General features: G+C 72.0%; 22 protein-coding genes. 13 read left to right on the top strand and 9 right to left on the bottom strand.

Annotation, left to right across the window (positions count from 1 at the left end):
- Positions 1–31: 31 nt before the first annotated feature.
- The 4 genes from mmsB to LOK46_RS20025 all read left to right on the top strand — a co-directional run bounded on the left by mmsB (position 32) and on the right by LOK46_RS20025 (position 4,453).
- Positions 32–925 (top strand): 3-hydroxyisobutyrate dehydrogenase, encoded by an 894-nt coding sequence (gene mmsB, locus LOK46_RS20040; protein ID WP_273560099.1) that lies wholly within the window; start codon positions 32–34, stop codon positions 923–925.
- The gene (locus LOK46_RS20035) at positions 922–1,701 is read left to right on the top strand and encodes an enoyl-CoA hydratase (protein ID WP_273560098.1); all 780 of its coding nucleotides are present in this window, start codon (positions 922–924) and stop codon (positions 1,699–1,701) included. Before mmsB ends, LOK46_RS20035 begins: the two co-directional genes overlap by 4 nt.
- Positions 1,702–1,763: 62 nt before the next feature.
- On the top strand, positions 1,764–3,497 hold the full coding sequence (locus LOK46_RS20030; protein WP_273560097.1) for an AMP-binding protein: 1,734 nt from the start codon (positions 1,764–1,766) through the stop codon (positions 3,495–3,497).
- 356 nt (positions 3,498–3,853) lie between these two features.
- Positions 3,854–4,453 (top strand): transglutaminase-like cysteine peptidase, encoded by a 600-nt coding sequence (locus tag LOK46_RS20025; protein WP_273560096.1) that lies wholly within the window; start codon positions 3,854–3,856, stop codon positions 4,451–4,453.
- A gap of 7 nt (positions 4,454–4,460) precedes the next feature.
- On the opposite strand, the gene LOK46_RS20020 is transcribed toward LOK46_RS20025, so the two are convergent.
- Positions 4,461–4,718 carry a hypothetical protein gene (locus LOK46_RS20020; RefSeq protein WP_273560095.1) on the bottom strand — a complete coding sequence of 86 codons (258 nt, stop codon included), beginning with the start codon at positions 4,716–4,718 and terminating at the stop codon, positions 4,461–4,463.
- Positions 4,719–5,037: 319 nt separating this feature from the next.
- Here LOK46_RS20020 and LOK46_RS20015 point away from each other — a divergent pair, with 319 nt between their 5' ends.
- Positions 5,038–5,745: a transglutaminase-like cysteine peptidase gene (locus tag LOK46_RS20015; protein ID WP_273560094.1), complete on the top strand. Its 708-nt coding sequence runs from the start codon at positions 5,038–5,040 to the stop codon at positions 5,743–5,745.
- 6 nt (positions 5,746–5,751) lie between these two features.
- Here the strand turns inward: LOK46_RS20015 and LOK46_RS20010 are convergent, their stop codons facing one another.
- From LOK46_RS20010 to LOK46_RS19980, 7 genes are all read right to left on the bottom strand, one after another.
- Complete coding sequence (locus tag LOK46_RS20010) at positions 5,752–6,081, bottom strand: DUF6949 family protein (protein WP_020095662.1); 330 nt, start codon at positions 6,079–6,081, stop codon at positions 5,752–5,754.
- Between the two features lie 147 nt (positions 6,082–6,228).
- Positions 6,229–6,444: a DUF3126 family protein gene (locus LOK46_RS20005; protein WP_007565940.1), complete on the bottom strand. Its 216-nt coding sequence runs from the start codon at positions 6,442–6,444 to the stop codon at positions 6,229–6,231.
- Positions 6,445–6,535: 91 nt separating this feature from the next.
- A complete protein-coding gene (gene cysE / locus LOK46_RS20000; RefSeq protein WP_273560091.1) occupies positions 6,536–7,387 on the bottom strand; it encodes a serine O-acetyltransferase in 852 nt (283 codons plus the stop codon).
- Positions 7,388–7,592: 205 nt separating this feature from the next.
- Positions 7,593–8,477, bottom strand: coding sequence for a helix-turn-helix transcriptional regulator (locus tag LOK46_RS19995; protein ID WP_273560089.1), 885 nt, complete (start codon positions 8,475–8,477; stop codon positions 7,593–7,595).
- A 337-nt stretch (positions 8,478–8,814) separates the two neighbouring features.
- The gene (locus LOK46_RS19990; protein ID WP_273560087.1) at positions 8,815–9,801 is read right to left on the bottom strand and encodes a lytic transglycosylase domain-containing protein; all 987 of its coding nucleotides are present in this window, start codon (positions 9,799–9,801) and stop codon (positions 8,815–8,817) included.
- A gap of 154 nt (positions 9,802–9,955) precedes the next feature.
- The gene (locus LOK46_RS19985) at positions 9,956–10,777 is read right to left on the bottom strand and encodes a Cof-type HAD-IIB family hydrolase (protein ID WP_273560086.1); all 822 of its coding nucleotides are present in this window, start codon (positions 10,775–10,777) and stop codon (positions 9,956–9,958) included.
- A 4-nt stretch (positions 10,778–10,781) separates the two neighbouring features.
- On the bottom strand, positions 10,782–11,348 hold the full coding sequence (locus LOK46_RS19980; protein ID WP_273560085.1) for a gluconokinase: 567 nt from the start codon (positions 11,346–11,348) through the stop codon (positions 10,782–10,784).
- A 174-nt stretch (positions 11,349–11,522) separates the two neighbouring features.
- On the opposite strand from LOK46_RS19980, the gene LOK46_RS19975 reads away from it, so the two are divergent.
- The 4 genes from LOK46_RS19975 (at position 11,523) to LOK46_RS19960 (ending at position 14,970) form a co-directional block, all read left to right on the top strand.
- Positions 11,523–11,807, top strand: coding sequence for a DUF3072 domain-containing protein (locus tag LOK46_RS19975; RefSeq protein WP_273560083.1), 285 nt, complete (start codon positions 11,523–11,525; stop codon positions 11,805–11,807).
- A gap of 185 nt (positions 11,808–11,992) precedes the next feature.
- Entirely contained in the window at positions 11,993–12,241 is a 249-nt protein-coding gene (locus tag LOK46_RS19970; protein ID WP_273560082.1) for a Flp family type IVb pilin, read from the top strand.
- Positions 12,242–12,513: 272 nt separating this feature from the next.
- Positions 12,514–13,683 (top strand): polysaccharide biosynthesis/export family protein, encoded by a 1,170-nt coding sequence (locus LOK46_RS19965; protein ID WP_273564646.1) that lies wholly within the window; start codon positions 12,514–12,516, stop codon positions 13,681–13,683.
- A 150-nt stretch (positions 13,684–13,833) separates the two neighbouring features.
- Positions 13,834–14,970, top strand: a complete 1,137-nt coding sequence (locus LOK46_RS19960; RefSeq protein WP_273560080.1) for a branched-chain amino acid ABC transporter substrate-binding protein — start codon at positions 13,834–13,836, stop codon at positions 14,968–14,970.
- A 24-nt stretch (positions 14,971–14,994) separates the two neighbouring features.
- Here the strand turns inward: LOK46_RS19960 and LOK46_RS19955 are convergent, their stop codons facing one another.
- Positions 14,995–15,564 carry a tyrosine phosphatase family protein gene (locus LOK46_RS19955; protein WP_273560079.1) on the bottom strand — a complete coding sequence of 190 codons (570 nt, stop codon included), beginning with the start codon at positions 15,562–15,564 and terminating at the stop codon, positions 14,995–14,997.
- Positions 15,565–15,711: 147 nt separating this feature from the next.
- Here LOK46_RS19955 and LOK46_RS19950 point away from each other — a divergent pair, with 147 nt between their 5' ends.
- From LOK46_RS19950 to LOK46_RS19935, 4 genes are all read left to right on the top strand, one after another.
- Positions 15,712–16,845, top strand: a complete 1,134-nt coding sequence (locus tag LOK46_RS19950) for a TRAP transporter substrate-binding protein (protein WP_273560077.1) — start codon at positions 15,712–15,714, stop codon at positions 16,843–16,845.
- A gap of 109 nt (positions 16,846–16,954) precedes the next feature.
- Positions 16,955–18,367 carry a phosphatase PAP2 family protein gene (locus LOK46_RS19945; RefSeq protein WP_273560075.1) on the top strand — a complete coding sequence of 471 codons (1,413 nt, stop codon included), beginning with the start codon at positions 16,955–16,957 and terminating at the stop codon, positions 18,365–18,367.
- A 593-nt stretch (positions 18,368–18,960) separates the two neighbouring features.
- The gene (locus LOK46_RS19940) at positions 18,961–20,349 is read left to right on the top strand and encodes a deoxyribodipyrimidine photo-lyase (protein WP_273564645.1); all 1,389 of its coding nucleotides are present in this window, start codon (positions 18,961–18,963) and stop codon (positions 20,347–20,349) included.
- A gap of 271 nt (positions 20,350–20,620) precedes the next feature.
- Complete coding sequence (locus LOK46_RS19935; RefSeq protein WP_337251945.1) at positions 20,621–20,926, top strand: GCG_CRPN prefix-to-repeats domain-containing protein; 306 nt, start codon at positions 20,621–20,623, stop codon at positions 20,924–20,926.
- The last annotated feature ends 12 nt before the right edge of the window (positions 20,927–20,938 follow it).

Below are 20,938 nucleotides of genomic sequence, written 5' to 3'. Positions count from 1 at the left end.
AGGGTGCGCGAGGAGAGCAGGGAGAAGCAGGATGGCGCAGACCATCGGGTTCATCGGTCTCGGCAACATGGGCGGGCCCATGGCGGCCAACCTCGTGAAGGTGGGCCATACGGTGCGCGGCTTCGATCTGGTGCCGGCCTCGCTGGAGGCGGCGCGCGCCGAGGGGATCGCGGTCGCGGGCTCGGCCCTGGAGGCGGCCGAAGGGGCGGATGTCGTGATCACCATGCTGCCCGCCGGGCGGCACGTGGTCGAAGTCTGGACGCGGCTCGCCGAGGCGCTGCCCGCCGGCACGCTGCTGATCGATTCCTCGACGGTCGACGTGGAGAGCGCCCACAGGGCCCACGCCCTCGCGGAGGCGCGGGGCTGCCTGTCGGTCGACGCGCCGGTCTCCGGCGGGACCGGCGGCGCCAAGGCCGGGACGCTGACCTTCATGGCGGGCGGCGCCGCGGCGGCGTTCTCGCGGGCCGAGCCACTGCTCAAGGCGATGGGCAAGAACGTGTTCCATTGCGGCGATGCCGGCGCCGGGCAGGCGGCCAAGATCTGCAACAACATGATCCTCGGCATCTCGATGATCGGCGTCAGCGAGGCCTTCGCGCTCGGCGAGAAGCTCGGGCTGTCGCACCAGGCGCTCTACGACGTGGCCTCGGTCTCCTCGGGACAGTGCTGGTCGCTGACCACCTACTGCCCGGTGCCGGGACCGGTGCCGACCTCGCCGGCCAACAACGGCTACAAGCCGGGCTTCGCCGCCGCGCTGATGCTCAAGGACCTCCGGCTCGCCCAGGCCGCGGCACTCGCCTCCGGCGCCGCGACGCCGCTCGGTGCCGAGGCGGCGCAGATCTACGGATTGTTCGAGAGCGCGGGCCACGGGGGAGAGGACTTTTCCGCGATCATCCGTATGCTCCGCGGGCAGGGAGGCGAGTCGTGAGCGACACGTACGAGACGATCCTGACGGAGACGCGCGGGCGCGTCCTGCTGATCACCCTCAACCGGCCGAAGGCGCTGAACGCCCTCAACGCGCAGCTCACCCGGGAGGTGATCCGGGCGGCCACCGAGGCCGATGCCGATCCGGGGATCGGCTGCATCGTCCTCACCGGCTCGGCCAAGGCCTTCGCGGCCGGCGCCGACATCAAGGAGATGCAGCACGCCACCTACGCGGAGATGTACGCCGGCGACCGGTTCGCCGACTGGGACCGCTTCGTCGCGGTGCGCAAGCCGATCATCGCCGCGGTGGCGGGCTACGCGCTGGGCGGCGGCTGCGAGCTCGCCATGATGTGCGACATCATCCTGGCGGCCGACACGGCGCAGTTCGGCCAGCCCGAGATCAAGCTCGGCGTGATGCCGGGGATCGGCGGCAGCCAGCGGCTGACCCGCTTCGTCGGCAAGGCCAAGGCCATGGAGATGTGCCTGACCGGCCGGATGATGGACGCCGCCGAGGCCGAGCGCGCCGGCCTCGTCTCGCGGGTGATCGCCGCGGACCAGCTCCTCGACGAGGCGCTGAAGGCGGCCGAGACGATCGCGTCGATGTCGCTGCCGATCGCCATGATGACCAAGGAGGCGGTCAACCGGTCCTACGAGACCACGCTGACCGAGGGGATCCGGTTCGAGCGGCGGGTCTTCCACGCGATGTTCGCCACCAAGGACCAGAAGGAGGGCATGGCCGCCTTCGTGGAGAAGCGGCCGCCCCGGTTCGAGAACACCTGAACGCGGCCCGCCCCGGTGGAGGGGGCGGGAAGCAAGACTATGAGACGGGGAGGGGAACGACCATGCCGAGCTTCCGGGAGGCCCGCGACCTTCTGCTGGCCCATCGCACCGACTACGCCGCCGCCGTCTCGGCCTTCGCGTGGCCGGACCCGGTGCCGTTCAACTGGGCGCTCGACTGGTTCGACGCCGTCCTCGCGGGTCCCGAGAGCCGCGACCGCGCCGCCCTGCGGATCGTCGAGGCCGGCAGCGGGGCCGAGCAGAGCCTCACCTTCGGCGAGCTCGCCCGCCGCTCCGACCAGGTGGCCAACCACCTGCGGCAGCTGGGCCTGAAGCGCGGCGACCACCTGCTCCTGCTGCTCGGCAACGTGCCGGCCCTGTGGGAGACCATGCTGGCCGCGATGAAGCTCGGCGCGGTGGTCATCCCGGCGACCACGCTGCTCACCGCCGACGAGCTCGCCGACCGCCTCGCCCGCGGGCGCCCGCGCGCGATCGTGGCCGGACCGGAGCAGATCGCGCGGTTCGCCGGCCTCGACACGGGCGGCGCCGTCCGCCTCGTCACCGGGGCTCCGACGGAGGGCTGGGCGGCCTACGACGACGCGTTCGGGGCGGCCGAGACCTTCGCGCCCGACGGTCCCACCGGCGCCGACGACCCGCTGCTCCTCTACTTCACCTCCGGCACCACGGCGAAGCCGAAGCTGGTGCGCCACAGCCACCGCTCCTACCCGGTGGGGGCGCTCTCGACGATGTACTGGCTCGGGCTGCAGCCGGGGGACGTGCACTGCAACGTCTCCTCGCCGGGCTGGGCGAAGCACGCGTGGTCCTCGCTCTTCGCGCCCTGGAACGCCGGGGCGACGATCCTGGTGATCAACCAGGCGCCGTTCAACGCGGCCGCGCTGCTGGCGCAGCTGGAGCGCACCGGCGCCACCACGCTCTGCGCGCCGCCGACCGTCTGGCGGATGATCATCCAGGAGGACCTGACCGGGAAGCGTCTCGCCCTGCGCGAGGTCTGCGCGGCGGGCGAGCCCTTGAATCCCGAGGTGATCGAGCGCGTGAAGACCGCCTGGGGCCTCACGATCCGCGACGGCTACGGCCAGACCGAGACCACCGCGCTCATGGCCAACACGCCGGGGCAGCCGGTGGTGCCGGGCGCCCTGGGGCGGCCCCTCCCGGGCTACCGGGTGCGCGTCCTCGACCTCGACGGCCAGCCGGCCGCGGAGGGCGAGGTCTGCCTCGAACTCGGGGCCCACCGCCCCGCCGGCCTGATGCAGGGCTACGACGACGGCCAGGGCCGCCTATCGGGGGCGGAGGGTGACCTCTACCACACCGGCGACGTCGCCTTCGTGGACGAGCAGGGCTGCTACACGTTCGTGGGCCGCGCCGACGACGTGTTCAAGTCGTCGGGCTACCGGATCAGCCCCTTCGAGCTGGAGAGCGTGCTGATCGAGCACCCGGCCGTGGCCGAGGCGGCCGTGGTGCCGGTGCCCGATCCGATGCGCCACACCATCCCGAAGGCCTACGTGTCCCTCGTGGCCGGAGCCAGCCCGGGGCCCGAGACGGCGCTCGACATCTTCCGCTTCACCAACGCCCGGCTCGCGACCTTCAAGCGCCTGCGCGGGCTCGAGTTCGTCACCGACCTGCCCAAGACGATCTCGGGCAAGATCCGGCGGGTGCAGCTGCGCCGCCTGGAGCACGAGGGCATCACCGAGGACCCGCACCGGGGCCGCGCGTACACGCAGGCGGACTTCCCGGAGCTGAAGGGCGAGGCCGAGCGCAAGCTCGACCAGACGGCGGGGTGAGCGTTCCCGCCCCGTCATCGCGCGCGCAGCGAGGCGACCCAGGGCAGCGCGACATCGGTCGGCGTGGCGCAGTCCTGGGTCGCCTCGTGCTGCTCGCAAAGACGGCGGCGCACCTGACGGCTCAGGTCCGCGGGTGACGAACCCTCAAGGTTTCCGGTTTCCGAAGCCGAAGCCAGCGATTTACGGGGGTTCTCAAGCCTCCCGTCGACGCTGTCGCGCGTGACCGGGCCCGCACCGGCGGATCGATAAAATTGCGCGCATCCGCTTCAGCGCCGCGGAGGCTCTGCGGCGCAATCCTGTCCTCAACAACGGGGACGGGTTCGATGGGCGCGGGGCTTCTCAGGACGGTTCGGGGGATGCTGGTCGGAGCGGCGACGCTGCTCGGCCTCGCCGCTCCGGTTCAGGCGCAGACGCTGGCGAGCCTGCCCGCGGACGTGGGCGCCAAGATCCTGGGCGACGCCAAGCCGATCGCGGCGTGGGTGACGTTCTGCCAGACCTACGCGGCGGAGTGCGCACTGGACCGGGGCGAGCCGGCCCGGATCAGCCTGACGCCGGCGACCTGGGCGACGATCGTGTCGGTGAACCGGCGGGTCAACAAGGCGGTCGAGCCGATGACCGACCAGGACCACCTGCACGTGGCCGACCGCTGGGACCTGGCCGAGGACGGCATCGGCGACTGCGAGGACTTCCAGCTGCTCAAGCGCCACCTGCTGGCCGAGGCCGGCCTACCGCGACGGGCGATGCGCATGACCGTGGTGATCGACGAGAAAGGCGAGGGCCACGCCGTGCTGACCCTGATCACCGACCGGGGCGATCTGGTGCTCGACAACAAGACCAGCGCGATCCTGCCCTGGCACAAGACCGGCTACGTGTTCATCAAGCGCGAGAGCCAGGACGCCGTCGCCTGGGTCTCCCTCGGCGGCGTCACCTCGCCGGTCACGACCGCCAACCGGTGACGCGGCTTCAGGCCGCCCGGCTCAGGGACGGCCGGGCGAGGCTCGCCACGTAGGACTCGACCCGGCCGATGAAGGCCGCGAGATGCGGGGCGACGCCCCGGAGGCTAGCGAGATCCCGCACCAGGATGTCCCGCGACAGCGCCCTGTCGCCCTCGCTCGGCGCGTCGGCGAGATAGGAATCGACCGCGTGCTCCGCGATATTGATCGCGCCGGCCCGACCATCCTCGGCGAGCGCTCTGATCACCTGCTGGATGGCGGGCTGCATTGCGGGTCCTTTCCTGGGGCGCGGCCCAGTCCGCGACGGGCTGGCCGGCTTCACGCGCTTCGATCGGGCCCGCCGCGAATCCGCCGCGCGAGCCGTTCTGAGAAGCCGGCAAAGCTGACCTGAATCAAGGCCTTCCGAGAGGGCGCAGAGCGGCTATTCCCTGAGCGCATGCGTTCTCGCCGAGCTCCGCGGATGCAACACTCTCTTAAATCGGAACCGATACGGCTCCCCGCGCGTTATCGACCTTGCCCTGACCCATTGTGCGTCGCACGTGGCCGTGTCACCCTTCCGTCATCATCGGGCGGCGGGGGCTTGAACCATGCGGCACGCGGATGGCGGTATCTCGTGTCAGGTCTTCGGCCCGCTGCGATGGCGCGGGTGGACGCACGCGGCGTGCCGGGCGCGGCAGGCGGCCAGTTTCGCCCTGCTGGGCACGATCCTCGCGATGGGCGGAGCCACGACCCACGCCCACGCGCGGCTGGTCCTGCCGGATCAGGTGACCGCCGCCGAACCGACCGGGACGGTGCGGGCGATCGCCGGCTGGACGGATTTCTGCACCCGCACACCCCAGGAATGCACGGTCGACACGGCCGAGCCGGCCGAGATCCCGCTGTCCGTGGCGGTGTGGCGAACCCTCCAGAGCGTCAACCGCCGCGTGAACGCGCGCATCCGGCCGATCACCGATCAGGCGCACTGGGGCGTCGTCGACCGCTGGGACTTCCCGGATGACGGGTTCGGCGATTGCGAGGATTACCAGCTGCTGAAGCGGCGGATGCTGGTGGAGCGCGGCCTGCCGCGGCGCGCCCTGCTGATGACCGTGGTGATCGACGAGACCAACGAGGGCCACGCGGTGCTGACGGTCCGGACCGACCGCGGCGACTTCATCCTCGACAACAAGACCGACGCGATCCGCTCCTGGCGCCGCACCGGCTACAACTTCATCAAGCGGGCCGGCCAGGACGGCGCGGCCTGGGTGTCCCTGGAGGGCAAGGACGGCACCGCGCAGGTGGCCACCGCCGAGCCCTGAGCCCGCTCAGGCGCCCACCAGCATCGCGGCGAGGTCGAGGGCGACACGGCCCGAGAGCAGGCTCCAGCCGCACGCGATGACCGTCGCCAGCATCACGAACGGGATCGGACGCCCCTCGATCCGCCGGCCTCGCACCGTGTTGCGCAGGATGATGAACGGCGCCGAGAAAGCCAGCATCGGCAGGGCGGCCACCGCCGGCAGGCCGCCGCGCTCCAGCAGGCTGAAGCTCGCCCGCCGCGCCGCGAACAGCTCGAAGGCGCTGGCGATCAGGCCGGACAGCGCCAGTCCGATGCACAGGGTCCGGATCGACTCGAGGGCGACGGGCGTGAGAACCATTATTCGCGCTCCTGATACAGGTTGCGCGCACTGTACTCACGCCGTTTACCGCTTGTTAAGCACGACCCGCCGTTAGCGTTAATCCGTGCACAGGCGCGGGCCGGCGGGACCCGGCCCGGGAGGTGGGGTCAGCCGAGGCGCGGTGCCTCAGGCCTCTTCCTCGAGATCGATGTCGAGGATCGCCATCCGGAAGACGAAGGAATCGTCGCCGTCCTCCTTGTCGTCAGCGATCACGCCGATCGACTCCTCGCCGATGAACACCTCGGCGGAGTCGCCGGTCTTCATCGCGGTGAGGCGGATATTGTTGTTCGCGAACTTGCGGCGCAGATAATCCTGAAGCTTCGCGGTCTCGGCTTTGGTCACGCTGGTCGATCTCCCCTGGCGGCGCTGGCGCCGCGGATGGGTCGAGGGCTTGCCACGCCGCGGGCGGAGCGGCAAGCGCGACGGCCCCGGGTCAGATCCCGTCGCCCAAGTGGATGAACTGGTCGAGGGCGACGAGCTGGTCCATCGCCCGGGCCGGATCGTCGCAGCCGGCGGTGCCGACCACGCGCGCCGGCACGCCGACGACCGTCGTGTTCGGCGGGACCGGCCGCAGCACCACCGAGCCCGCCGCCACCCGGGCGCAGGCCCCGACCTCGATGTTGCCCAGGATCTTGGCGCCAGCGCCGATCATCACGCCGCGGCGGATCTTGGGGTGGCGGTCGCCGCGCTGCTTGCCGGTGCCGCCCAGGGTCACGGCGTGGAGGATCGACACGTCGTCCTCGATCACCGCGGTCGAGCCGACCACGAGGCCGGTGGCGTGGTCGAGGAAGACGCCCCGCCCGATCCGCGCCGCCGGATGGATGTCGCACTGGAACACCTCCGAGACCCGGCTCTGGAGGTAGAGGGCGAGGTCGCGCCGGCCGCGATTCCAGACATGGTGGGCGAGGCGGTAGGCCTGCAGCGCGTGGAAGCCCTTGAAGTACAGGACCGGCTCCAGGGCCCGGAGCGTCGCCGGATCCCTGTCGATCACCGCGCCGATATCGGCGCGGAACGCCTGCCCGATCGCCGGATCCACCGCGATCGCCTCGTGGAAGGCGTGGGCCACGAGTTCGGCCGGCAGCGACGGGTGCCCGAGCCGGGCCGCGACCCGGTGGGAGACCGCGCCTTCCAGCGTGGTGTGGTTCAGGATCGTCGCCACGATGAAGGAGGCGAGCTGCGGCTCGGTCCGCAGGACGTCCTCCGCCTCGTCCCGCAGCCGCGACCAGACCGGATCGACGACCGCGAGATCGTGGGCTTTGTGATTGAAGGCTGGACTGGCGCTCATAGGCGGATGCTCATGTCCGGGACTTCGCAGGGTTGGCCGGTCGCGCGTGCGGCGGGGCCGGTCCAGCGCCCGCCCGGGACGGGAGCGGGCCGCGACGACGCCGGACCGCGGGTTCGGCCCTAGCGTGGTGCGCTGCACCGCGGCGATCAAGGGCCGGGGCGGCCCGGAGGTCGCATCGGCCGCGTGGCTGTCAGCGAACGGCGGGTCAGTCCGCCAGCGGCACCGCCTGCCCGAACCGCGCCTCGATCGCCGCCGTCAGGCGGTCCAGCATCGCCTGGACCGGGATGTTGGAGGTGTCCACCGTGGCCGGGGCCCGGGCGTAGAGCGGCTCGCGGCTCGCCAGCACGGCGCGCAGCTCCTGCATCGCGGAGGCGTGGTCGCCGGTCGTGGCGAGGTGCCCCTGCTCGCGGACGCGGCTCATGTGCTCCTCCGGCCGGGCGCGCAGCCAGACCGTGTAGAACGCCTGCAGGAGCAGATCGTAGGTGAGCGGTTCCGCGACGATGCCGCCGCTCGTCGCGAGGATCAGCGGCCCGGGATGCTCGGTGAGGCGCCGCAGGGCCGCCTGCTCCAGGCGGCGATAGCCCTCCTGGCCGTAGATCGCGAAGATCTCCTGGACCGAGAGGGCGTTCTCCCGCTCGATCTCGGCGTTGAGCTCCACGAAGGTCCAGCCGAGGCGCTCGGCCGCGAGCTTGCCCAGGGTCGACTTGCCGGCGCCGCGCAGGCCGATCAGCGCCACGCGCGGCCGGTTGCTCGATTCGGGCCGGCTGCCGCCCGACAGGGCTTCCTTGGCGGCCACGATCTGGGCCGGGCTCGCCTGGGCGAGGAGGTCGCGCACCACCGGCCAGTCGGGCAGGGCGTCGTTGCCGGTGATCAGGTCGTCCAGCCGCACGCCCATGGCGTTGGCCACCCGCCGCAGCAGGATGATCGAGACGTTGCCCTGGCCACCTTCCAGCTGCGCGATGTAGCGCTCGGACAGGCCCGAGGTCTGCGACAGGACCTTGCGCGACAGCCCGCGCACGGTGCGCGCGTGTCTAACGCGCCGCCCGAGGTCCGTGAGGAAGAGAGATTCCTGTTCTACCACGCCGGTCATGGCGCCGTCCGCTTTCCTGCCAGCTCGAAAGCAGAGTCCGTGCCCTGCATGCCTGCCGCTTCGAGATCCATCGCGCTTTGGCGTTCCGCCGGGCAGGAAGCTGCCCGAACGTGCGCGCGTAGACCGGCGTTTCCTGCCCTGAGATCTGTCGTGCGCCACCCGCGTACGGCCGCTGTCTTGCGGCGCCGGTCCGTACCGTACCGGTCTGACGACGTTGCTGGCGTGGCGCCTATGTGTTGCGGATCGACCCGATGGTCAAGCCTTGGGCATGATCCTTGTGTGGGCAGGGAGCCTATCCGGGCGGCCGCGGCGGGTGCGCCGCCGGTCGGAAGGCGCGCTACTCGACCGGGAGGGCGGTGGCTTCCTGCACCGGCGCGGCGGCCGGCGCGCGCCGCGGCGTGGCGGCGGCGAGCATCTGGAGCGACGGCCGGCGCGGCGGCAGCGGCACCTCGACGGCCTCGACCGCGGCCTCGGTGGCCGGCGCCGAAGCGGCCGCGGGGGTCATCGGGGCGGGGGTGGCCTCGGGCTGCGGCGAGAGCCGGAGCTCCGCGATCTGCGCCGGCGCGGCCGCCGCGACGGCGCTGCCCAGGGCGGAGGGCCGGCGCGGCGGCAGCGGCACCTCCACGGAGGGGGCCGCGGCGGCCTGCGCGGCGGCCGGGGCCGGGCCCGCTGCCGGAGCCGCGGCGGCCGGGTCGATGGACAGGCTGGCGAGCGCGATCGTCGCGCCGGCCAGGGCGGCGGGCCGGCGCGGCGGCAGCGGCACCTCGACGGTCTCGGTCGGAACCTCCGCCACCGCGGCGGCGGTGGGCGCGTAGGCCAGGGCGGCGGCCGCGGGGTTGTTCCGGGTGTCGGCGACGCCGCCGCCGAACAGGCTCGCCAGGGCGCTGGCCGACGCCGCCACCGGTGCCACCACCGAGGCGACCTCGCTGGAGATGCCCTGGCGCTTGGCGGCGTAGTAGTAGCCGCGGTTGTAGTACTGGTAGGCTTGGCTGACGTTGCCCTTCGCCGTGCGGTAGGCGCCTGCCAGGTAGGCCACGCCGTAGCGCAGGTTGGTCTCCGGGTCGTACAGGCCGGCGGCGTCGCCGGTGTAGCCCAGGCTGCGCGCCGTCGCGTGCTTGATCTGCATGAGGCCCAGCGCGCTGCCGCCCTTGGCCCGCGGATTGTAGTTGCTCTCGCGCTTGACCACGGCGTGCACGAAGCTCGCCGGAACGCCGTTCGCCTTCGCCTGCTGCTCGATCAACGCGTCGATATTGTCGCGCGCGCCCTGCCCGAAGGCGGCGGCGGGCGCGACCGCGAGGACGGCGGCCAGGATGAGGCGATGCATTCCGAGACCCGGTGCTGCTTGTTCTGTGGTCAAGCTAGGTCACGGGGAAATGAGGCCGGAAAGCGGCCCCGGTTCGGCAGCCTGTGGGCGGCCGGGGCGACGGGCCCGCTTGTGATCCGCGCGCCACAGGGCGGTGCGCGCCGGCCGTCGATGCTCAGGGGAGGATGAAGCGCTCGACCGCGTGGGCGAACCCGTCGGCGTCGTTGCTGTCCGTCACCGCGCTCGCGGACGCCTGCACGCTCGCCTCGGCATTGCCCATCGCGACCGCGTAGCCGCTCTGCGCGAACATCGGGCGATCGTTGCCGGCGTCGCCGAAGGTGGCGATCCGCTCACGCGGGATGGCGAGGTGCGCGCTCATCCAGGCGACGAAGCGACCCTTGTCGAGGTCGGGCGGGGTCACGTCGAGGTAGTATTTCTGCGAGCGGTGGACGGTGGCCCGGCCGGCCAGCGCCGCCGCGATTCGCGTCTCGCAGGCCGCGAGATGGGCGTGATCGCGGCTGACGCCGACGATCTTGGCGGCCGATCCCGTGAGCGTTCCGAGATCGGCCACGACCCGGGGCTCCGCGCCGATCGTACGGCGCTCCAGGTCGGTGTAGGGACCGTCCGGGTCGCGCAGGCACCACGCGCCGTCGGCGAAGACCCAGACATCCAGCCCCTCCGCCAGGAGCCGGTCGAGGGCCGACCGGGCGGCCGCCTCCGGGATGGTCCGCTCCTCGATGATCGACAGGTCCGGCCGGACGACGCTCGCGCCGTTGAAGGCCCCCATCGGCAGGTCGAGGCCGAGGTCCGCCACGAGGCTCCGCAGCCCGATCGGCGGCCGCGCCGAGGCGATGCTGAAGCCGATCCCGGCCGCGCGCAGGCGGCGCACGGCCGCCACCGTCGCCGCGGTCAGGCGCTTGTCGCCGGTCACCAGGGTGCCGTCGACGTCCGAGATCACCAGGGCGATCCCCGCGGCCTTGCCGGTCTCTGCTGTCATCACGTCATTCCCCGCCCGGATCCCGGCGCGCCGCGGCGGCGAGTTCCGCCACGACCCGGTCGGCAATCGCCTCGGGTGGCTCGAGGATCCCGACGGTGATCGGGTACTCGTCGGGGCCCGGGACCTCGAGGATCGCGAACTGGCTGTCGAGGAGGTACGGCGACATGAAGTGGCCCTGGCGCTCCGCGAGGCGCCGCGCGATCAGGGCCTTGTCGCCGTCGAGGTAGACGAGGCGGACCCGCCGGCTGCCCCGGGTGAGGACGTCCCGGTACGCGCGCCGGAGCGCCGAGCAGACGACCACGCCGGACTCGCCGGCGTCGAGGCGCTGCTGGATCCAGGTCGCGATCCGGGCGAGCCAGGGCGCGCGGTCCGCGTCGTCGAGGGCGTGGCCCGCGTGCATCTTCGCCACGTGCTCCGGCGTGTGAAAGCTGTCGCCGTCCACGAAGATCCAGCCGAGCTTCTCGGCGATCAGCGCCGCCACGGTGCTCTTCCCGGAGCCCGAGACGCCCATGACCACGAGCACCTGCGCGGCCGTCCCGACCTCGGGTGTCGGCTCTGATTGGGACGTCATCCGGATCACCGTGCCTCCGAGGCGCGCCGGGGCGCCGCGCGTCGCGATCATGAGCAGCGGGCGCGCGGAAGGGAAGATCGCCGCGCCCGACGGCGCCGCCGCCTCGGCAGGAACCGCGGCGCGGCCGGGTGCGTTGATGCCTCAGGACGTGAACATTCAGGGAACATCAGTCGCATGGCTACCACCACCGCGAAGGCGACGTCGAAGGCGGATCGGGATACCGGAGCGCGCCAGGACGCCCCGGAGAACCCCAAGACCGACCCGAAGGACGTGTCGAACCAGATCAAGGATCCGGATCAGTGGACGACCGGCGGCGAGCCGATGACCGGCGCGCAGGCCTCCTATCTGAAGACGCTGTCGGAGGAGGCGAAGGAGCCGAAGGCGTTCGATCCCGACCTCGACAAGGCCGAGGCCTCGAAGCGGATCGACGACCTGCGCCACAAGGCCGGCCACGCCTGAGCCGTCGCGGGCGCGCCCGCGACGGGCGTGCTTAACGACCGCGCCGGGCGGTGCGTATCCCGCCCGGAATCGATCCGCTCCCGTGTTTCGAACACTTCGTTAAGCCGGCGGCAATCGCGGGCGGGTACCAGCTTCCGGAGCGCGTGAGGTCACGCGGGCTGCGGGACTGGAAGGCGCGTTCGACCATGGCTGAGCCGGGCGGCGACGGAGCGGGGCGGCGCGCTGGGCGATCCCGGGCGGCGTTCGCCCTGACGGATCGGATCCGTGCCGCGGCCGCACGGTTCGCCCGCGACTCCGGCGGATCCACCGCGACCGAGTACGCCCTGCTCGGCGGCCTGATCTTCCTCGCCGCCGTCGGCAGCATCCGCTACTACGTATCCCGCGTCAGCGCCGTCTACGGCGACATCACCGCGGCGGTGACCCAGGGGCAGTGAGGGACAGGGAGCGCATCGCGCCCGGTCCGGCCGGCCCTGGGAGTCGATGGGCCGATCCGTTACCGCCGATAGCGTCCTGATTTGTGTCCCGATATTTCGGCTGCGCGCGATGCGCCCGGCATTTGTCGTTCCAGTGCCCCGAAAAAGCTGTGCTTAACGAGGATGACTTAGCAGTCTCGGCCGTGGCGGGCGGAGTGTGGCTCACCCGCTACGGACACCTGGACCGCTATGGGCTAGGCACGGGCTCGGCAATACCGATGGGCAACATCTGGATGCGCAAACTTCCCCTCGTCCTGCTCGCCGTCACGGCGATGTCGGGCTGCACGTACCTGCCCGCGGCGGGTCCGACGGCGAGCGCGATCCAGGCCGGGGCTGAGGTCGCCACGGCCGACGGCGGGATCCTTGCCCGCTACGAGATCATCGACGTCACCCCCTCGGTGGTCGAGGCCCTGCGCGGCCGCCCCCTGGACAGCCTGCTCGCCTCCTTCGGCGATCACCGCCCCTCTTCCGAGCCGGTCATCGGCATCGGCGACATGGTCTCGGTCTCCGTCTGGGAAGCCGGGTCCGGCGGCCTGTTCTCCGGGCCGCTCGTCGCCGACCGCTTCTCCGCAGGCTCCAAGTCCGCCCTCATCCCCGAGCAGCCCGTCGGGCGCGACGGCGCCATCTCGGTGCCCTACGCCGGCCGCATCAAGGTCGCCGGCCGCCGCACCCAGGACGTCCAGTCGCTCATCGAGAACGAGCTCGCCGGCAAGGCCATCCAGCCCCAGGTGCTGGTCTCGGTCACCCGCCCGATCTCCCAGGCCGTGACCGTCACCGGCGAGGGCGCCGCCGGCGCCCGCCTGCCGCTCTCGGGCCACGGCGATCGCATCCTCGACGTCATCGCCGCCGCCGGCGGCAACCGCGCGCCGGTCAACGAGACCTTCGTGCGGCTCTCGCGCGGTCCGGTGACCGCGACCGTGCCGCTGACCACGGTGGTGTCGAACCCCAGGGAGAACATCTACCTGCGGCCCAACGACGTGCTCACCCTGGTGCGCGACCCGCAGACCTTCATCGCGGTGGGCGCGCTGGGCAACAGCACCGAGCTGCCGTTCCAGGCCGACGGCATCACGCTGGCGCAGGCGCTGGCCAAGGCGCGCGGCCTGTCGGACTTCGCCGCCGACCCGGCCGGGACGTTCATCTTCCGGTTCGAGCCGGCCAGCGTCGTGCGCCGGCTCAGCCCCAGCTCGAGGCTGCTCGGCACGCCGCTGGTGCCGGTGGTCTACCGGATCGACATGCGCGACCCCAACAGCCTGTTCGTCTCCCAGGCGTTCCGCATGCGCAACCGCGACCTGATCTACGTGTCGAACGCGCCCTTCACCGAGGTGTCGAAGGTCCTCACCGCCTTCAACGGCGTCACCGGGCCCCTGGCCTCCGCCGCGACGGCCTACGCCTACGCCAAGTAGGCGTCGGCGTACCGACCGGGCCGCTGCGGAAAAAAATCGCGTTTCGCCGCGTCCTCGCGTATGGGCACTGGGTGCGGGGCGGGATCGAGGCTACGGAGCCGCATCCGCCGTCGCGCCGACGTGTCGCGCAAGGATGCCCAGAAGAGCCCGATGAAGATCGGACGTTTCGTCCCCGCCCGCGGGCCGCTCCGGCCCGCGCTGATCGCCCTGAGCCTGTGTCTCGCGCTCCTGCCGGCCACCCACGCGGCGGCCGACGTCGTGGTCGGCGTGGCGGTTCCGCGGTCTGGCCCCTACGTGGCGGTCGGCGAGCAGGTCCTGCGCGGCGTCGAGGCCGCGGCCCGGGACGCCAACGCCATGGGTGGCCTCGACGGCCAGCCCGTGACCCTCGACGTGCAGGACGATGCCTGCGACTCGAACACCGCGATGGCGGTGGCCAACCACTTCGTCCGGTCGAACGTCCGGCTCGTCGTCGGCCATGTCTGCTCCAACGCCTCCATCGCGGCCTCCGACATCTACGCCCAGAACGGGGTGGTGATGATCACCGCGGCCTCGGTGGCGGCCCGGCTCACCGACCGGGGGCTGCCGAACATCTTCCGGGTCTGCGGCCGCGACGACGATCAGGCGCGCCTGTCCGCAGCCGTGCTGGCCGAGCGGTTCCGCGACCGGAAGATCGCGCTGATCCAGGACCAGACGCCGGCGGCCCGCAGCCTCGCCGCCGCCACCAAGGACAACCTCAACCGCATCGGGGTGAACGAGGCGCTGTTCCTGTCGTTCTCGCCGAGCGACGCCGACGACACCGCCCTGGCCGACCGCCTCAAGGGCGCGGGGATCGAGGTCGTCTACTACGGCGGCGACGCCGCCGAGATGGGCCGCCTCGTGAAGATCGCGGCGGACCGGGGCTTCCGGCCGCAATGGTTCGGCACCTCGGCCATCGCCACGCCGGATTTCGCCAAGATCGCCGGATCGGCCAGCAACGGCGTGCTGATGACCTTCTATCTCGACCCCAGTCGCCAGCCCGCCGCCGCGGCCGTCGTGAAGGCCTTCAAGGCCGAGGGCGTCGATCCCACCGGCTCGACGATCTACGGGTACGCCGCCATGCAGGCGCTGGTGGCGGCCGGCAATTTCGCCCACTCCACCGAGCCGAAGCCCATCGCGCAGGCGCTGCACACAGAGCGCTTCGATCTCGTGCTCGGCACCGTCGGGTTCGACGCCAAGGGCGACGTCACCGCGCAGGGCTACGTGCTCTACGTGTGGAAGGACGGGAGCTTCACGCCGGCCGGGAAGTGACGGGCCGGCCCCTCACAGGGCCCCTCACAGGGCTTCTGCGGCCTCGACCTCCGCGCCGCGACCGAGCCCGCGCAGCAGCTCGGCGAGATGCGGGCGGACCCGCAATTGCAGGGCGTGCAGCCGCCGGACCGCCGCGCTGAGTTCCCCGTCCCGCTCCAGCATCGTGTCGGCGAAGCCGATCATGCGCGCGTTCGGCCAGGCCGGCTCGCGCAGGGCGTGGAGGCGCTCCACCAGGGCGGCGGCGGGCGCGTCCGGCTCGGCCTGCGCGAACAGGGTCAGCAGCGCCGCCGTGGAGCGCGACAGGCCGTAATGGCAGTGGACCAGGAGATGGCCGGCGCCGTCGAGCGCCCGCCCGAAATCGAGGATCGCCGCGACGTGCTCCGGCTCGGGCGGGACGAGGCCCTCGCCCGGGCCGAGGCAGTCGTGGAACCGGAGGGTCGTGCGGGCGTGGGCGCCGTAGGCGGTGAAGGCCCCGGGCTCCGGCGTGCCGGGATCGAGCAGCGACAGGACGTGGCTCACGCCGCGCGTGCCGTGGCCGGCCAGCTCCTCCAGGCCGCAGACGGTGTGCAGGGTGACGGCGGGCTCGGTGCGCATCCCGGGCGCCTAGCACGGGCGCGGGCCGGTTTCGAGGCGCGACGGAACTGCCCCGCCCGCCCGCGGCTTTCGAGAACCGGCACGGACGTGCTACCTGCGACCCCCGATCCGGCCCGGCCGGGCCGGACCTGCTCGGACGAGATGCCGTTGGACGAACCTCACCTCGCGCGATCCCCCTCGGCCGGGACGCGGCGCCGCAGCGTGCTGACCGCCGGCCTCGGCGCGGCCGCGGCGCTCACCGGGCCCCTCACCGCGCCGGCCCGGGCCGAGTCCGCCCCGGAGCTGCGCTGGCGCCTGTCCTCCGCCTACGCCAAGACTCTCGATATCCTCTACGGCGCGCCCGAGGCGCTCAGCCGGATCGTCGCGGAGGCCACCGACGGGCGCTTCCAGATCCAGGTCCAGGGGCCCGGCGAGCCTGTCCCGGCCGAGGGCCTGCTCGACGCCGTGGCCGCCGGCACCGTCGAGATGGGCCACGGGCCGGCGACCCTCGGCATGGCCAAGGATCCGACCTTCGCGCTGGCGACCGCGGTGCCCTTCGGCCTCAACGCCCGGGGCGCCGCCGCGTGGTGGCAGGCGGGCGGCGCCGCCGAACTGTTCGCCGAGGTCTTCGCCAAGGCCGGGCTGGTCTGCCTGCCGGGCGGCAACACCGGCGCCCAGATGGGCGGCTGGTTCCGCCGCGAGATCAAGAGCCTCGCCGACCTGCAGGGGCTGAAGTTCCGGATCGGCGGCATGGGCGGCCAGGTGCTCGCCAAGTTCGGCGTCCAGCCGCAGGCGGTGCCGGGCCCCGAGATCTACGCGGCCCTGGAGAGCAAGAAGCTCGACGCCGCCGAGTGGATCGGGCCCTACGACGACGAGCGGCTCGGACTGCAGAAGGTCGCGCCGATCTATCACTATCCCGGCTTCTGGGAGGGCGGCGCCATGCTGCACTTCTGGTTCAATGCCGAGAAGTGGAAGGCGCTGCCGAAATCCTACCAAGGGATCCTCCGGGCAGCGGCCGCCGAGGTCGGCGCCGATGTCCAGGCCAAGTACGACGCCCGCAACCCGCAGGCCCTGCGCCGGCTGGTGGCCGGGGGGGCGCAGCTGCGGCCGTTCCCCCAGGACGTCATGGAGGCCGCCCTCAAGAACGCCAACGACGTCTACGCCGAGATGGCCGCCAAGAACCCCGACTTCCGCCGCGTCTACGAGGCGATGCGGACCTTCCGCAACGAGGAGTACCTCTGGTTCCAGGTGGCGGAATACACCTACGACAACTTCATGATCCGCGCCCGGGCGCGGGGCTGAGGCGCGCCCCGCGGGCGCGTCAAAAATGGGGACGTCGGGGCCGCGCCCGATTGCAACGCGATCGGGAACGGCTCTAGCGTCCGGTACGGCATCGGCGAGGGAGGGCTGCATGTTCGGGACGCTGCGGGTCGGATTGGCGCTGCTCGGGGCGGTGCTGCCCCTCCAGGCCTTCGCACAGTCGGCCGCCAACCTGTCGGCCCTGCGCGGGCTCGTCCCCGTGGCCCGGCTGCAGACCACGCCCGACGGCAAGGCGGCGCTGGACGCGAACCTGCGGGTCACCGGCGACATCCAGACCGGCGCGCTGAAGCAGCCGACGCTCCTGCCGTTCCCCGAGCAGCAGCAGCTCGCCCTGCGGGACTGCTTCATCACCGACGGCAACGCCGCCAACCTCGCCGACGGCCTGGGCACCGCGCTCGCCCAGGCCTACCACGCCAAGGCGACCTACAGCGACTACAAGACCTTCACCAGCATCGCGCCGGCGGTCGCCAACCTGATCGGCTACACCAACAACGTGACCAAGTCGGATTCGAATTCCGGCAAGTACTTCTTCGCCAACGCCACCACGAACGGCAAGCATCCGGTCTCGGAGGAGGCCGCCGCGATCCTGTCGAACGGCGCCGTCACCGACGTGTTCGGCAAGGCCTATGACCGGCCGGCCGGGAGCCCCGGCGCCGACCGCTACGGCAATTCGCGGCCGTTCCAGACCCTGCCGCGCCTCCTCACCTATCGCGGCAAGGACTATTTCGGCGACGCGTCCGACAGCCTCGACTGGCTGCGCGGCCCCTCGCAGGACCTCGTGAACAGCCCGTCCTACCCGAGCGGTCACACCACCTACGGCTTCACTGAGTCCATGGTGCTCGCGCTCCTCGTGCCCGAGCGCTACCAGCAGATGGTCGCCCGCGCCGCCGAGTACGGCAACGACCGGATCATCGTCGGGGCGCACTACGCCATGGACGTGCTGGGCGGTCGGGCGACCTCGCTGCACGCTCTCGCGCACCTGCTCGCCAACGATCCGGCCTATGTCGGCCAGATCCGGAAGAACCCGGCCGTCCTCGACAAGGCGGCCGCCGAGGCCGACAGGGCGGTCGGCGTGACGGATTACCGGGCGCTCCTGACGGAGGCGCGCGCGGCGATGACCGAGGCGCTGAAGGCCGGCTGCGGCGACACGGTGGCGGCCTGCGCGGCGAAGGACACGGGCCGGTTCAAGGACGCGGCCGCCAACGCGGCCTTCTACGCGGCGACCCAGACCTACGGCCTGCCGGCGGTGCATGCGGACACCGCCGGCCGGCGGGAGGATGTGGGCAAGGTCGCGCCGGAGGCCGGCCACCTTCTGACCGCGGCCTTCCCGGCTCTGACGCTGGACGAGGCCAACGCGATCCTCACCGAGACGCAGGGCCCGGGCGGCGGCTTCCTCGACGACGGCTCGGAATTCGGCGTCTACGCGCGCCTCGACCTCTACACGGCGGCCGGCAAGGCCGCCGCGCGGGTGGCCGGCCGGGCGGGGGCCAGCGCGACGCGCTGACCGCCCTCACGCCGCGGCCGACGGCCCCGGCGGATCGCAGGCGGAACGGGTCCCCGCGGAGGCGGGGCCGCCCGACGCGGCGCTCGTCGCGCCTCGCTCGGTAGAAGACCGCGCCGCCGCTCACCGCGCTCGTGGACGAGTCGGCTCGGGCTCGCGCGCGCTCCGGACAGAAAAAAGGCCACTCCCGAAGGAGCGGCCCGAAGTCTAGGGAGGAAACGCCCAAGAAGGGCTGCGAGAGGGCGACGCCATCGCCTTCCCGCGCTGCACAATCTGCGCGCCCGGCGGGAAAATTCAAGGGCATCAGGACAGCAGGGCTGTCCTTTCGTGCGCCCGCGCACCCATCGCCGCGGGCCTGTGTTGAAAATGTCGCAGACTGCCGGGCGCCATCGAAACCTGCATTGCCCGTGCAGGCGGTGATCCATCCTCCCGCAAGTCCCTGATGAGGCGGGGTTCTGGCGGATCGAGCCGCGGTTCGGCCCGCACTCTCGACTGCGGCTTTTCATCCGCCTCGCCGGGACGGACGAAATTCCCGCCCGCTCTACCTTCTCCAGCCAAGGTTCCGGCGCGGCGCGCCAAGCAAGAGGCAGGTGAGCATGGCGATCCAGGGCGAGCGGATCCGGATCCTCAACGATGTCGAGCCGCGCGGAGACGGCGCCTACGTCCTGTACCTCCTGCAGCAGGCCAACCGGGCGACGTTCAACCCCGCCCTTGAGCTCGCCATCGAGGAGGCGAACCGCCTTGACCTGCCGGTCGTCGCCTGCTTCGGCCTGCTCGACGGCGCCAGCGGCTTCCCCGAGGCCAATGCCCGGCACTACGCCTTCCTGCTCCAGGGTCTCGCGGACGCGAAGGCGGGCCTGGAGAAGCGCGGGATCGGCTTCGTCATGCGCAAGTGCTCGCCCGCCGAGATCGCCATCGCCCTGGCCGAGGACGCCGCGCTCCTCGTGCTCGACCGCGGCTACCTCGCGATCCAGAAGGGCTGGTACCGGGAGATCGCCGCGGCGGTGAGGACGCGGATCGTCCAGGTCGAGGGCGACGTCGTCGTGCCGGTCGAGACGGCCTCGCCGAAGCACGAGTACGCCGCCCGGACGCTGCGGCCGAAGCTGAACCGGCTGTGGGACCCGTTCCTGGCGGCGCTGAAGCCCCGCAGGGTGAAGCGCGCGGCCGATCGCCTGACGCTGAAGAGCGCGATCGACGTCTCCGATCCGGAGGCGGTGCTCGCCGGGATGACCCTCGACCGGGAGGTCGGCCCGGTGAGGCGCTTCACCGGCGGCGAGACGCAGGCCCGCAAGCGCCTGAAGGCGTTCCTGAAGGACGGGTTCGCGGGCTACGGCGCGGGACGCAACATGCCGGAGGCGGCCGCCGCCTCGCACATGAGCCCGTACCTGCATTTCGGGCAGATCTCGCCGGTGGAGATCGCCCTGGCGGTGCGGGAGGCCGGGGTCGGCGATGCCGATGACCGCGGCGCCTACCTGGAGGAGCTGATCGTCAGGCGCGAGCTCGCCATGAACCACGTCTTCTACACGGAGGGCTACGACGATTACGACAGGGCCGTGCCGGACTGGGCGCGCAAGACCCTGGCCGAGCACGCCGGGGACGAGCGCCCGCACGCCTACTCGGAGACTCAGCTCGCCGCCGGCGAGACCCACGACCGGTACTGGAACGCCGCCATGCGCGAGATGCGCGAGACCGGCTACATGCACAATCAGCTGCGGATGTACTGGGGGAAGAAGATCCTCGAATGGTCCCCGTCGCCCCGGGAGGGCTTCGCCCGGACGCTCCGCCTGAACAACCGCTACTTCCTCGACGGCCGAGACCCCAATTCCTTCACCAACGTCGCCTGGGTGTACGGCCTGCACGACCGGCCCTGGCAGAAGCGCGGGATCTTCGGCACCGTTCGCTATCAGAGCGAGAACTCGCTCAAGAAGTTCGACGCCAAGGCCTACGTGCGGGCGGTGGAGAGGCTCTGCGCCGCCGAGGGCTGAGGCGACGCCGCCAATGCGCGATCGCACGGGCGCGGCGACGTCCTCACAGTCGCCGCGCGATGGCCGGCCCGGCGGGAAGGGTATTGAGGCGCTCTCTGGCTGCCGGAGCGCAGTCGTCTCACGCACACAGGTTTGTGAAGAAACGTCCGCCGGCGCTCGGATGTTTCGAGCGCACTTCCGGCGCATCGCGAGCGGCCGGACATCATCCGGTGGCAACTCGGTCGGACCGGGACCGGATCATCACTGTGCTCGCGACGAAAGGAGGACGACGATGCGGATGAAGCTGGCAGGCGCAGCACTTCTCGCGCTCGGAGCCTTGACCGCCACGGCCGGTACGGCGGAGGCCGCCCAGGGCTGCGGCCCGGGCTTCCATCGGGGCTGGTCGGGCTGGTGCAAGCCGAACTGGCGCCCCTACGCGTACCGCCCGGTCTACTACGCGCGGCCGGTGGTCTACGGCTGGCACCGGCCCTGGGGCTGGCACCATCGGTGGGGCTGGCGTCACGCGGGCTGGCACCGCCCCTGGGGATGGCATCATCACGGCGGCTGGCGCCGGGCCGCTTGGCACCACAGGTGGTGATCGGGTGAGCGG

Source organism: Methylobacterium sp. NMS14P (genome assembly GCF_028583545.1).
Lineage (GTDB): Bacteria > Pseudomonadota > Alphaproteobacteria > Rhizobiales > Beijerinckiaceae > Methylobacterium.
This window is presented reverse-complemented; position numbering and strand designations above follow the sequence as displayed.